Genomic DNA, 14,040 nt, shown 5'->3' with positions numbered 1-14,040 from the left:
AATGGTATTATGTTAATTTTCCATTAAAATGGAAATGTCATTCCAATTGATTTTTCAAAACAAAACTGTTTGAAACTAAGGTCAATTAAAAATCGGCGTCAAAGCTGAATTTATCTGCTTCCTCTTCTTTATTAAGCACTCCAGCTTTTTGATATTCTGAAACACGTTTTTCAAAGAAATTGGTTTTCCCTTGTAATGAAATCATATCCATAAAGTCAAATGGATTTGCGGTATTATATTCCTTTTCACAACCAAGTTCGCTTAATAATCTATCTGTCACAAATTCTAAATACTGCGCCATTAAAACAGCATTCATACCTATTAAACTAGCTGGTAATGATTCTGTTATAAATTCACGCTCTATATCTAAAGCATCTATTAGAATTTCTCTGATACGAGATTTAGGCACTTTATTTATTAAATGTTTCTGATGTAAGTGTACTGCAAAGTCACAATGCACACCTTCATCTCTTGAAATTAATTCGTTAGAGAATGTCAATCCAGGCATTAATCCTCTTTTCTTCAACCAGAAAATAGAACAAAAGGCTCCAGAAAAGAAAATACCCTCTACAGCCGCAAATGCAATTAAACGTTCTGCAAAGCTTGGTGATTCTATCCATTTTAAGGCCCAATCTGCCTTTTTCTTTATAGCAGGAAAGTTTTCAATAGCATTAAAAAGCAAGTCTTTTTCTTTTTCATCCTTTACATAGGTATCTATTAAAAGAGAATAGGTTTCACTATGGATGTTTTCCATCATAATTTGAAACCCATAAAAGAATTTTGCTTCACTATATTGGACCTCATTCACAAAATTCTCAGCTAAATTTTCATTTACAATACCATCACTTGCCGCAAAAAATGCTAAAATATGTTTTATAAAATAGCGCTCATCATCATTTAGTTTTGTAGCCCAATCTGTTAAATCTTGATGCAAATCAATTTCTTCAGCAGTCCAGAAACTAGCTTCAGACTTTTTATACCACTCCCAAATATCATGATGTTGTATTGGAAATATAACAAAACGATCTTTGTTTTCTTGAAGAATGGGTTCTACAGCCTGAGACATAATTTTTGGATTTTTTAATTAAAATTTAACGATTTTTTCCCTCGATTCGAGGATAACAAAGATTGCAAAATGATTGGTATGTTTTTAATAAAAACAAGAAAGCTTTTCAACAAGTTTTTAACAAATAAAAAAACTCCTGATAATCAGGAAGTTTACAAGAAAAAACAGTTATTATGTTGATTTTTAGTGTTTTAACTTTTTTTCAATTTAAAAAAGTTTACAAAAAAAATATAAGATTGAAATTTAAAAAGCCCTTTGTTTAAAAGGGTTATTAGCCTTTTTTTGTGATATATTTTATGCTTGTTAAAAAGTTTCTGCAACTTTTTCTAACTCCATATACCAGTCTTCTCCAAATTTTCTAATAAGTGCTTCTTTTACAAATTTATAGATTGGCACTTGGAGCTCTTTTCCAAGTTCACAGGCATCATCGCAAATTTGCCATTTATGATAATTTACCGCTGAAAATTCAGTGTAATCCATAACTCTAACAGGATATAAATGACAAGAAACAGGTTTCTTCCATGAAACCTCCCCTTGATTATATGCTTCTTCAATTGCACAAAGTGCCACTTCATTCTCATCAAAAATCACGTAAGCACAATCTGCATTATTAATTAATGGTGTTTCAAACTCACCATCTTCAGTAGTAATATATGCTCCTTGGGCTTCAATAGCCTCAATACCTTCTTTTCGTAAAAATGATTTCACTTTAGAATAGATCTCGTCTAAAATAGCCGTTTCATCTTTATCAAGCGGTGCACCAGCATCTCCATCAACGCAGCAAGCTCCTTTGCATGCCGATAAATTACAAACAAAATCTTTTTTGATTACATCATCTGAAACGATTGTCTTTCCTAACTGAAACATTCGGCAAAAATAGATAAACTTTAGATGTAATTTAAATTAAATACCGACCTTTGCGCAAATTTTAACAACGTCTAATATGGAGCTAATATTAAAAGAAATCTTTACGGCATTTATGGTATTGTTTGCTGTAATTGATATTATTGGTAACATTCCTATAATAATTGATCTACGAAAAAAAGTAGGTCATATTCAAAGTGAAAAGGCATCCATTATTGCTGGGGCTATAATGATTATATTTCTTTTTTTAGGAAAGAGTATTTTAAATCTTATAGGCATTGATGTAAACTCTTTTGCCATTGCTGGTGCTTTTATTCTATTCTTTATTGCTTTAGAAATGATTTTAGGCATTACACTTTACAAAGAAGAAGAGAATAATGTAATGACAGCTTCTGTATTCCCTTTAGCATTTCCTTTAATTGCAGGCCCTGGAAGTTTAACAACTTTACTCTCTTTAAGAGCAGAATTTAGAGTTGAAAACATCATAATAGCCATTGTTTTAAATGTTGTTGTTATATTTATTGTTTTAAAAACCTCATCAAGAATAGAGCGTTTTTTAGGGCAAAACGGTATTAGTATTATTAGAAAAGTATTTGGAGTTGTATTGCTGGCTATAGCCGTAAAACTGTTTGCTGAAAACATTAAAATTTTATTTAATTAGTTATGAAAATTCTTTCTGCCATAATAATTGTTCTTGCTACTATTCTAGCCATATTCAATGTTACAAAAATTGATTTTGAGGCACCTTTTAAGGGTGAGAGTATGATTGCAATTATCACTATTGTAGCTGCTTTATGCGCTATCATTTTAATGGTTATTCTTAGAATCTCTAAGCGTATTGAACAAAAAGTAAAAGAACGCAAATAATATGTACGATGCTCTAATTATTGGTGGTGGTGCCGCTGGCTTATCTTGTGCATTAGTTTTGGGGTCTGCTCAAAAAAAAGCTTTTGCAAAAGATAAACTTGTAGGCATTATTGCTCACCAAAAAACATCGCATTTACAAACCGCATTATTTAATAATGTTTTAGGCTTAACTCCTGGAACTACTGGAGCATCTATTTTAGAAAGCGGCAAGCAACAACTAACTGATTTATACCCGCATGTTGAACAAATTAACGACCAAAAGGTTTTAACTATTTCAAAATCTGAAAATAGATTTGAAATTAAAACCAACAAAAGCATCTATAAATCAACAATAGTGGTAATAGCTGTTGGCTATACAAATTTAATGCGCATTAAAGGTTTAGAAGAATATGTAAAACCTCATCCAAAAGCAGCTATTGAAAAAGACCGTATTTGGTTAAAAAATGTTGACCATTTAATTGAAGACAACTTATATGTTGCGGGAACCCTTGCTGGTTGGAGAAGCCAATTCTCAATTGCTTCTGGAAGCGGAGCTCATGTAGCAACTGACATTTTAACGCTTTGGAATGATGGGAAACATACTAAGGTTCATGATAAGATTGAGTAATTATCTTTTTAAGGTGAAATTATCTATTCTAGTTTTGTTATCTGAAAAAACTGCTTTAAACCAATAATCATCTGCAGGTAGGTTTATTCCATTAAAAGTGCCGTCCCATACTTTATTGTTAGATGACAATATATTAAGAAGCTTACCGTAACGATCATAAATATATACTTTAATGTTTTTTTCTCCTTCTAATCTCCATTCATCATTTACTCCATCACCATTTGGAGTAAAGAATTTTGGGAAATCTAATATAGTAATCACATCTTCTATATAACCGCATCCATGTACCTCTTGAGCATAAACATTAAATACTCCAGAATTCAGATTATCAAACCTGTTGTTTAACTGATAGTTAATACCATCTATAGAATATTCTAAATGCAAATCCGAATCCACTATCACTTCAATAAAATTTGAAACCTCATAACTTGATGTTTTAATATTATAATTTTTTATAGGAAACAAACCTGTAATATTAACCGATACACTAGAAGTTTGTTTACCACATAATTCATTTGTAGTTACTTCATAAGTGTATATCCCTGATTGATCAACCGATGGGTTAAACATATCTGACCCGCTTGCTAATTGTGGAATCCAATGACCACCAGAAGCCATTGTGTCATCTAGGATATTTAACAAGTTGAAGGATGCATTTTTGTAGCAGACTTCTAACCTAATATAATCATTTGTGTTTTCGTCTGGATCTTTTAAAATAACAGATACTGTGGCAGTTTGATTCCCGCATACTCCATTTGGTATGACATATGTATAAATTCCAGAAGTGTCTAGGGAAGGATCAAAAACACCTACTCCTCCTGATAACGAAGGTATCCAATACCCTCCAACATCTGCATCATCACCTAAAACATCAAACAAATCAACCGGTAAATCATAAGGGCAAATGGTTATTGTTCCGTTTTCTCCAGCATTTTGTACATTGTATTGTCTAAAATCTAAAATGCCATCATTATCTAAATCCAAAGGAATTGTATACCCAGTTAATTCTCCAATAATTAAACCTTCTGAATCTACAGTATCCGGAATATCCCCTAAACTCCCGTTAGCATCATCGTCATTAAAACCAGCTTCAATTACATCAAAACAACCATCATTATCACTATCTAAATCTCTATGGTCCGGATACCCATCTTCATCAGTATCTCTTCCAATATCTCCATTTTGTTCTACTGAATCTAGAATACCATCATTATCATCGTCCAAATCATCAATATTCACAACTCCATCATTATCAAAGTCTGGATTACAATCATCAATAATTTCGATATCACTTGAGCATTTTGATGGATTATCGGCAATATCAACTCGCCCCAAAATGTCTCCATTCTGCAATAAATTACATATTTCAGAACAATCAGTCAATGCTGGATTCGCCCTGATATAAATACCGTTAGAATTCAATCCTCCTACTTTAATTAAACTACTTAATCCATTTAAATTAGGAAGAGACATATTATTATAAATATTTAAAGCCCCAACCTGAATCAAATTAGAAAACCCATTTATGCTATACAAAACATTGTTTGAATCTACCTTAAACTCACCCTCTAAATTTTGCAAATTACTAAACCCATAAATATCTGTTAGGCTATTATTTTCTGAAATAAATAGGTAACCTAATGCTGGATTTATATCGCCAATAACATTGAGATTATTAAATGCATTAATACTAGACAATGCTGTGTTATTAATATATAAACCACCTCCTAAAGTGATTAACGAATTAAAATCAGGAATACTAGATAGTGCTATTCCATTTAACTCCATTTCAAAAATGACTTCTGAAAGCTGACTAAAACCGCTTAGTGATGTTAAAAGTATATTGTCCTTTACTGTAAAGCTACGGTTAATCCTCTCCAACTTATTAAATCCATTTATGTGTGTTAATTCATCATTATTCTGAATAGTAAAATCATTATTAATTAACTTTAATTGATTAAAACCTGGTATACTTGGTAACTTCATGTTATTAGAAATAGTAAACCAACCCTCTGCATTTACTAAATTAGAAAACCCCTGAAACGAAATTAAATCTTGGTTCTGAGACACCGTAAAATTGCCTCCTATTCTCTCAAGGCTGTTAAATCCTGAAATTGATTTTAAACCGCCTTCTTCAGTAGCAAGAACTAAATCTCCACCTACATTAGTAAGTTTATTAATTCCTTCAATAGACTCTAAATTTGCATTATGCTCCAAATAAAAATCTCCTAAAATAAAATTGACATCTTTAAAATTCAAAATACTAGTTATACGAGTATCTCTAATAACTAAAGAACCTTCAATTCGTTTTACTTTATTAATTCCTGAAATATCATCAATGTCATCAGCTATTATTAAATCGCCTGTTATTATTTCACAATTAGGATAATCTCTAACCATATTATTCACTTCTTCTTGAGTGAACAAAAAAATATTTCCTGAAGGACATTGCGCCAATGCAAAATGACATACATTAAAAATAATTATTATGAAGAAGTGTTTAAGATTCACTATTAAAAGAATTAAAAGGGAACATTAAATATAAGGAATAAGAACACACAATAGCCAAAGCAATTGAATGTGAACCATATAAAGTAAATAAAGGTAAGTTGGAATTATTGCCCTTCGCTGAGCTTAATAACCTCATCAATCATAATATCAGATTGATTGAAAACTTCTTCAAAAGCACCACTATTGTACAGTTGGTCTGCAAGTGTAGCTTTTAAGTATTGTTTTACTTCATCATGATAAGCAACAAAGGTCACTTTAGAACGTGTTTGTGTATTTACGTAATCTTGAAATTTAACAACCAATTCATCATCAACTTTAAAATTATCTATAAAATCTTGTCTAGTAATACCATCATAAGCATGACGATCTAAATCCAATTGTCTAAAAACAAAATTATCGAAGAATTGATATTGTTCTATATATTGAAGTGTTTCGTTGTGTAAACTATTATCAATAGGAACAAACACATCTGGAATTATTCCTCCTCCACCATAAACCACCTTACCTTTTGGGGTAGTAAACTTCAAAGAATCGGCTACTTCAATTTTACTAGGGTCTAATAATTCACCACTATCTAACCTATCAGAATACTCATCATAATAGTCTTTATGACCATTCTTTTTATATGGTCTTTGAATAGAACGCCCTGTAGGAGTATAATAACGAGACACCGTTAAACGGACTGCACTACCATCACCTAAATCCATTTCGCGTTGCACTAGGCCTTTTCCGTAAGAACGACGTCCAACAATAGTTCCCTTATCATTATCTTGAAGCGCTCCAGCAACTATCTCGCTCGCTGAAGCAGAGTTTTCATCAATAAGCACATACACTTTTCCTTCTTCAAAATCGCCTTTTCTTGTTGCGTAGCTTTCCTCTATATCACCACGTTTATTTTTGGTAAACAAAATAAGTTTGTTTTTGCCCAAAAATTCATCTACCATCTGTTCTGCAATTCCTAAAAACCCTCCGGGATTTCCTCTTAAATCTAAAGCAATTTCAGTAGCACCCGAATCTATAAGTATATCTAAACCCTTTTTAAACTCTTTATAGGTAGACTCCGCAAATCGGTTTACTTTTATATATCCTAATTTCTCGGTAAGCATGTATACCGCATCCACGCTTTTAATAGGAATAACGCCTCTCTTTACGGTAAAATTCATTAATTCAGGCTCTCCCTTTCTTAAAACTGTTAAATCTACTTTGGTATTAATAGGGCCTTTAAGTCTTTTTACAATATCTCCATCTAAAACACCTTTACCGTAAAGTGAATCACCATTAGCCATAAGGATTCTATCGCCTCCTTTTATCCCAGCTTTTTCACTTGGACCACCTTCAATAGTTTTAATAACCGTAATAGTATCTCTATACGTATAAAAACTCACACCAATACCTACAAAATCACCTTTCATGTTTTCAGCAACACGTTCCATATCTTCTTTTGGAATATACACAGAGTGTGGATCTAAATTATCTAAAATACCATTGACAGTAACGTCAACAATACTATCGGTATTAACATCTTCAACATAGTCATAATCAATGTAATCTATAAGTCTGTTAAGTTTATCTTTTTTACTATTTGTAGAAAATAGTCTGTCTGGTGCATCACTAAAATTTAGTTTACCACCAATAAAAATACCCGCTGCAATGGCAACTCCTAGAACTAATGGTAAATATTTTTTTTGATAAGACATTATGCTGTTAAATCTTCTATTAAATTTAATTCTATTCCAGCTTTTTGTAAAAACCTTAACCCAGAATCATCTTTGTAAGCTTTGTTATACACTACCCTTACAATTCCTGCCTGATGTATTAATTTGCTACACTCTTTACAAGGGGATAAGGTAATATACAAAGTAGCTCCCTTACATGATTGGGTTGATGCTGCTACTTTTAAAATGGCATTGGCCTCGGCATGCAATACATACCATTTGGTGTAACCTGCCTCATCTTCGCAAAAATTTTCAAATCCAGATGGCGTTCCATTGTACCCATCAGAAATTATCATTCTATCTTTTACAATTAGGGCCCCTACTTGTTTGCGTTCGCAATATGATAACTTTCCCCATTCCTTTGCAATTCTCAAGTAAGCTTTATCGTATTTTAATTGTTTTTGTTTTGGCATTAATCTTATTTGTAATTATGTGGTGTGTACTTTAAAACCTACACAAGTATTAGGTAGCCTAATTCTTAATAAATTTATGAGAGTTTCAGCAAACACATCAATTCCTCGCGCAAAATAGTATAACGAATATACTTGGTTAGTATTTTAATTACAACGTTGTTACTTAAAGTTTTATAAAAGTTTAACGTTTCAAACTCTTAAACGCCAAATATGACCATCTGCGTTAGCGATTGTAGCAAGTTACCGTGTAACGCGGAAAGCGCGACCCGTAGGGTAACGCACAAAATTTAAGTTAATAAATCACTACCCATTATCATAGGAATTACCAACCCAACTACCATGGCCGAAATTACCATTACCCAATCTCTTTTTGAGAATCTGAAAATGGTTTGACCAATGTAACCCAGAAAAAGTACAACAAATACTATAATTATTTGAGCAATCTCTATTCCTAGAGCAAATTCTAGTAAGAGTAGAAGTTTGCTATCTGAATCTCCTAAAAATATATGAAACTCACGTGCAAAACCTAAGCCATGTATTAAACCGAAAAAAAGTGTTGATAAAAACAATATACCTATTTTTTCTTTTTGAGCACCTTTCCCTGCCGTAAATACATTGAAAAGGGCTACAATTAAAATAGTAATAGGTATTAAAAACTCAACTATTTGACCGTTTACACGTACTGCTCCATAAGCAGCTAAAACCAAAGACAATGTATGCCCCAATGTAAAAGTAGACACAAGTAGGAGTACTCGTTTCCAATTGTTAAATAAATACGGAACGGTTAAAACCATTAGAAATAAAACATGGTCATAACCATTGATATCAAGCACATGATTAATGCCATATTCTACATTAAACCAGAAATTCTCAAGCATATTAAATTAGATTTTTTAGGATGCCTCCAAAAATACAGGATTTTTTTTATTTGAAAATTTAAAAAAGAAATTCAGAATTAATTAGATTTAATTTTAAATAAATTAAAAGATAAACTATTCCCATATATTTGCGTTATACATATAAAACATCCTTTATGAGTAGATTGCTTTTAAGTAGTTTTTGTTTATTTTTTCTTGTTTTTTCTTGTAAAGGAACACAAGATTCTAACGGTGATAATGTTGAAACTGAAAGTCAAGAAATCACAGCAAAAGACATAGAACAAATTGACTTTATAGAGTTTTTACTTGATGTAAAAACAGAGGAATACACCATTGATTGGGCCGAGTACAATCAACTTCAGGAACTAGTTGATAATTTAAAAACTGGTGATTTGAGTCTCTTTTTTGACAACAGAGAAGCGAATAATACTATGTTAACAGAATTTGAACAAAACATACCAGAACCTTTAAATTCAGCTTCAATTACAGCCAGAATATCCGCTTTTAAGACTCAGTTTTTAAAGCTAGAAAGTTTATCTAACCTTACTACCACCTCAAAACAAGAACTATTAGTTTCAATTAAAGATTTTTTTGTAGCTTTCTCTAACTTAAACTTACAATTGAATAAAAAAGTAGAGTTTGACAGTCAAGCCATTATAAAGCCCTAAACCATGAAAAAGCCCTTACTTCTAGTTTTTATCTTTTTTTTATTCCATACATTATATGCACAGTACAATCCAGACGCTCCATGGATGAAATCTTTAATAAGCAAGAAAAAAACGTCTTCTAAAACCATTGACAGCCCCTTGACTTTTAACGAAATAGTTAATGCCTTTAATTTATATTGGAAAGATAAGGATGCTAGCAAGAAAGGTAGCGGTCACAAACCGTTTAAACGATGGGAAAATTTTTGGAAGAATTATGTTAAAGATGACGGAACCCTTCCTTCTTCCAAAGAATTTTGGGATACCTGGGAAAGCGTACAATTATCAAAGCAAAATAGTTCTTTGGTTGACCAAAGTAATTGGCTACCAATAGGACCTAATAACTTTACAAATACTGGCTCATGGAGTTCTGGGATTGGGAGGATTAATGCCATTATAGTTGATCCTTTGACACCCACAACTTATTATGCTGGGGCGCCCGCTGGAGGCATATGGAAATCTATAAACTCAGGAACTAGCTGGGTTCCATTAGCTGATGATTTACCACAAATTGGGGTCTCTGGTATTGCCATTGACCATACAGATTCAGATATTATATACATAGCTACTGGTGATGACGATGGCTGGGATACCTATAGTATAGGTGTTATGAAATCTACTAATGGTGGTACTACTTGGAACACCACAGGTTTGAATACTAGTATGAGTAACAGGCCTACCAATATGAATGATATCTACATGCACCCATCAAACTCTTTACTGCTTTGGGTTGCAACCAATAAAGGGGTGTTTAAAACCATAGATGGTGGTACAAACTGGAGTAACTCTAATGGTACTCAGAACCTAAACATAAAAGACATTAAACTTAAACCTGGAGACTCTAATACCATTTATGCGGTTACCGAAGACACTTTTTATGTCTCAACTGATGCAGGTGAAACATTTACAAATTCTGGTTTCGGAATAGGACTACCAGCTTCTTCTAACCGTTTGGTTATTGATGTGACACCAGATAACAGTAATACAATTTATGTTTTAAGCGCTTTAAATAATGGTTTTCAAGGGCTATATAAATCTGTAGACTCTGGAGTTAATTTCATCCAAATGGCTGCCAATGTGCCAGTAGATGAAGATCTTTTTGACGAAAGTACACAGGCTTATTATGATATGGCACTGGCTATATCTGATAATAATGAAGATGAAATATATGTGGGCGTACTAAACATATGGAAATCAATTAACGGAGGTACAGATTTCACTCCTGTAAACAAATGGTATCAACCAAATTCAGCTTCATACTCTCATGCAGATATTCACCTATTACGATTTTATGACGGCATTTTATTTGCCGGAACAGATGGTGGGTTTTACAAAACTACAGATGGCGGAACCAACTTCACAGATTTAACGGCTGGTATGCAGATTGGTCAGTTTTACAGATTAACCGTTTCAAAGGACAATTCTCAAAAAATGGTTGGTGGATTACAGGATAATGGAGGGTATGCATACAACTCTAATTCATGGCTAAATTATTATGGCGCTGATGGCATGGACACTGCTATAAATCCTGATAATTCAGACTTAATGTATGGTTTTATACAATATGGAAGTAGCTTATATGGCTCTAAGACCGGAGGCAACAGCAGGAACTTCATAATTAGTATACCAGATTCTGAAATTGATGTAGATAATGGAGACAATGGAGGTAACTGGATTACCCCACTAACTATGACCAGAGATGGAGGGTTATATGCTGGCTATGAAAGTCTGTATAAATTATGTAGTGGATATTGGACAAGCATATCAACAAGCTTTGGTAGTAATATTGATGTTCTAGAAATTGATGAAGTAAATCCAGATAATATTTTTGTTGGTCTCAATAAAGATTTACATAAAAGTTCAGATAGAGGTGTTTCTTTTACAAATGTAGAATCTTTCCCAACTAATATTACATCTGTTGAGGTTAATAATAATGATAGTAGTATAGTTTATGTAACGACATCAGGATCAAGCGGAGGAGTATATAAGTCTATGGATGGAGGTTTGAGTTTTAGTGATATAACTGGCTCATTGCCAAACATAACCAAAAACATAATAAAACATCAAAATTTACATGGTGATAACCCATTGTTTCTAGGAACTAGTTTAGGCGTTTACAGATATGATGACCTCCTAGGAGATTGGGAAGCTTTTGAAAATAATTTACCAACTGTTCCGGTTAGAGATTTAGAAATTAATATAAATGATGGTAACCTCACTGCAGCCACATATGGCAGAGGCATTTGGCAAACAGATATTCCAACGGAGTCAAATTTAACCGAAATAAGTCTTGAGGCCATTACTGATGCTAAACAATTAGTTGGATGTGGTACATTAGGAACAGCAAAGGCTTTAGTAAAAAATAGAGGGACTAATACTATTAATTCAGTCACTCTCAACTACACGCTTAATGGAACTCCAAATAATACAGTTTGGAATGGTAGTTTAGCTCCTGATGCTAGTACACTAATAAACATACCATCTATGAACCTATCAGGATCTGGTCTTCAAGAATTAAAAGTAAATACCTCTTCTGCGGGAGATTCATTTAGCGGAAACAATGAATTAGTAACTACATTTTATTCAAATGATTCGGGTTCTTTTAATGTTGTAAACGAATTTGAAACTCTTTCAGATGAGTTATTAGCATTTGATGATAATAGTTCTTGTGCAGGTTACTGGCAATTGGGCGAGCCTACAGGAACTAATCTAAACAGTACTCAGTCTGGAGATAATGTTTATGGAACTAACTTATCAGGAGACCACGGTAACAGTTTAAAAAGTTATTTAGTGTCTAAATGTTATAACTTATCATTGATTTCTAATCCTGTTTTTAAATTCTATATGGCATTCGATTTAGAACTTGATTGGGATATAATGTATATTGAATACACAACAGACTCCGGTTTAAATTGGAATATTTTAGGAAATTCAAGTGATCCTAATTGGTATAACAGCAATACATTACCAGGTTCGAATTGTTTCAACTGCCCAGGTGCACAATGGACAGGCACCGATACTACAATGAAAGAATATAGTTATAATCTTGCAGCCCTTAATAGTGAAACTAATATAGTTTTTAGATTTGTATTTCATTCTGATGAAGCCACCGTGCAAGAAGGTGTTATAATTGATGATTTTAGTATCGAAGGTGCTTTAAGCACTTCATCTCCTTTGTATTCCTTATTCTCTGTTTACCCAAACCCATCTCAAAGTATCTTTAACATAAATATTAAACATGTTGCTTCATTTAATTTAAACGTAACAGATATAACCGGTAAAACAGTTATTCAAACATCAAAAATTAAGAATCAGAACAACTCTTATAAATTGGATATGAGCGGCTATGCTTCAGGAATATATTTCTTGAATATAGATTCTGAAATAGGCGTAGCTACAAAAAAGATTATTTTGAAATAGTGTAAACTCTAATAAAAAAAGAAATGCGGCTTTCTGAAAATTTAGAAAGACGCATTTTAATCTTTCTAATTAAACACTTATTTCTTAGGCTGAGCAGCTTGTGCTTGCAACACTTGCTTTTGTCTTAATAATTCGTTTTTGGTAATTTGAATCATATTAAAATTAGGTGATTCTTTTAATGCTGCATCTAAAATATCAACCGCCGCATCAATATTTGTTTTGGTATCTTTATTATAGATGTTAAGGGCATTTAAATACATAAAAGCCGATTTTAACGACACCTCATAAGGTGTTTGAGTTTCAAAGAAAGCTTTTTTCATATCGGGTTCAGAATTAGCCAATCCGTAATTAATATGTTTTTCTGCCTCTGGTAATTGTTGAACCTGTAAATTAAGTTCAGCTAGCTCATAAGCAATTAAAGCATTAGGTGTTCTTTTAAACATTTCTTCAAAAAATGGAATAGCCAATTTAGGTTGCTTAAGTGCTTTTAATGCCAAAGCTTTTACTTGAATAGCAATGTCTGAATCATCTATCTTTGCATCATATCCAATAGTATTTATAGCTTGATTATTCATACCTTGATCCATATAAATATATGCTAAAGTATCTTTTCTAGCTTCAGATGGTGATAATACATTCAAATGGGTCATAGCATTTATAACACCCTGTATATCACCTTGTTTTTTCATTTGCTTGTAATAAGCTTCGTAATGCGCAATTAATGTCTCATTACTTTGAGCATTCATCATTAAACCACTCATCAATAACATCAATCCTAATAATCTTTTCATCTGTTTATTTGTTTATCCTTCTCGGTTGGATGCAATTGGCAATAGTGCCTTACATCATTTAAATTTTTAACGAGCCTAAAACTAAAAAAAATTAACATTTAATCTCTTAAAAGAATGCTAATTATTTCAATTAAGTACTAATTATTAGTTTTTAAGAAACATAAACAATGCCAAAAATAAATTTAACGTTTAAAGACTGATATT

The 14,040-nt window shown here is 32.4% G+C and carries 12 protein-coding genes; 5 read left to right on the top strand and 7 right to left on the bottom strand.

Going from position 1 to position 14,040, the window contains the following annotated elements; genetic code table 11:
- Positions 1-85: 85 nt before the first annotated feature.
- Together FUA22_RS12620 and FUA22_RS12615 are read right to left on the bottom strand one after the other, a co-directional pair.
- Positions 86-1,066 carry a ribonucleotide-diphosphate reductase subunit beta gene (locus FUA22_RS12620; protein WP_147768885.1) on the bottom strand — a complete coding sequence of 327 codons (981 nt, stop codon included), beginning with the start codon at positions 1,064-1,066 and terminating at the stop codon, positions 86-88.
- A gap of 303 nt (positions 1,067-1,369) precedes the next feature.
- Positions 1,370-1,933 carry a DUF3109 family protein gene (locus FUA22_RS12615; RefSeq protein ID WP_147768883.1) on the bottom strand — a complete coding sequence of 188 codons (564 nt, stop codon included), beginning with the start codon at positions 1,931-1,933 and terminating at the stop codon, positions 1,370-1,372.
- Positions 1,934-2,009: 76 nt separating this feature from the next.
- Here FUA22_RS12615 and FUA22_RS12610 point away from each other — a divergent pair, with 76 nt between their 5' ends.
- The 3 genes from FUA22_RS12610 to FUA22_RS12600 are packed head-to-tail and all read left to right on the top strand — an operon-like array spanning position 2,010 to position 3,404.
- Positions 2,010-2,591 carry a MarC family protein gene (locus FUA22_RS12610; RefSeq protein ID WP_147768880.1) on the top strand — a complete coding sequence of 194 codons (582 nt, stop codon included), beginning with the start codon at positions 2,010-2,012 and terminating at the stop codon, positions 2,589-2,591.
- A gap of 2 nt (positions 2,592-2,593) precedes the next feature.
- Positions 2,594-2,797: a hypothetical protein gene (locus FUA22_RS12605; protein WP_147768878.1), complete on the top strand. Its 204-nt coding sequence runs from the start codon at positions 2,594-2,596 to the stop codon at positions 2,795-2,797.
- A gap of 1 nt (position 2,798) precedes the next feature.
- Positions 2,799-3,404 carry an NAD(P)/FAD-dependent oxidoreductase gene (locus tag FUA22_RS12600; protein WP_147768876.1) on the top strand — a complete coding sequence of 202 codons (606 nt, stop codon included), beginning with the start codon at positions 2,799-2,801 and terminating at the stop codon, positions 3,402-3,404.
- On the opposite strand, the gene FUA22_RS12595 is transcribed toward FUA22_RS12600, so the two are convergent.
- The 4 genes from FUA22_RS12595 to FUA22_RS12580 all read right to left on the bottom strand — a co-directional run bounded on the left by FUA22_RS12595 (position 3,405) and on the right by FUA22_RS12580 (position 8,921).
- Entirely contained in the window at positions 3,405-5,915 is a 2,511-nt protein-coding gene (locus FUA22_RS12595; RefSeq protein ID WP_147768874.1) for a T9SS type B sorting domain-containing protein, read from the bottom strand.
- Between the two features lie 104 nt (positions 5,916-6,019).
- The gene (locus FUA22_RS12590) at positions 6,020-7,612 is read right to left on the bottom strand and encodes a S41 family peptidase (protein ID WP_147768872.1); all 1,593 of its coding nucleotides are present in this window, start codon (positions 7,610-7,612) and stop codon (positions 6,020-6,022) included.
- Positions 7,612-8,043 carry a deoxycytidylate deaminase gene (locus FUA22_RS12585; protein ID WP_147768870.1) on the bottom strand — a complete coding sequence of 144 codons (432 nt, stop codon included), beginning with the start codon at positions 8,041-8,043 and terminating at the stop codon, positions 7,612-7,614. The genes FUA22_RS12590 and FUA22_RS12585 overlap by 1 nt, the downstream gene beginning before the upstream one ends.
- 287 nt (positions 8,044-8,330) lie before the next feature.
- On the bottom strand, positions 8,331-8,921 hold the full coding sequence (locus FUA22_RS12580; protein ID WP_147768868.1) for a HupE/UreJ family protein: 591 nt from the start codon (positions 8,919-8,921) through the stop codon (positions 8,331-8,333).
- A 155-nt stretch (positions 8,922-9,076) separates the two neighbouring features.
- On the opposite strand from FUA22_RS12580, the gene FUA22_RS12575 reads away from it, so the two are divergent.
- Both FUA22_RS12575 and FUA22_RS12570 read left to right on the top strand, forming a co-directional pair.
- Positions 9,077-9,589, top strand: coding sequence for a hypothetical protein (locus FUA22_RS12575; protein WP_147768866.1), 513 nt, complete (start codon positions 9,077-9,079; stop codon positions 9,587-9,589).
- 3 nt (positions 9,590-9,592) lie between these two features.
- Complete coding sequence (locus tag FUA22_RS12570; protein WP_147768863.1) at positions 9,593-13,045, top strand: T9SS type A sorting domain-containing protein; 3,453 nt, start codon at positions 9,593-9,595, stop codon at positions 13,043-13,045.
- Between the two features lie 77 nt (positions 13,046-13,122).
- On the opposite strand, the gene FUA22_RS12565 is transcribed toward FUA22_RS12570, so the two are convergent.
- The gene (locus FUA22_RS12565) at positions 13,123-13,836 is read right to left on the bottom strand and encodes a tetratricopeptide repeat protein (protein WP_147768861.1); all 714 of its coding nucleotides are present in this window, start codon (positions 13,834-13,836) and stop codon (positions 13,123-13,125) included.
- Positions 13,837-14,040: the final 204 nt, after the last annotated feature.

It is taken from the genome of Seonamhaeicola maritimus (assembly GCF_008056315.1).
In the GTDB taxonomy this organism is placed as follows: Bacteria; Bacteroidota; Bacteroidia; order Flavobacteriales; family Flavobacteriaceae; genus Seonamhaeicola; species Seonamhaeicola maritimus.
Note: the sequence above shows the minus strand (reverse complement) of the source record. Positions and strands in the feature narration are given on the sequence as shown.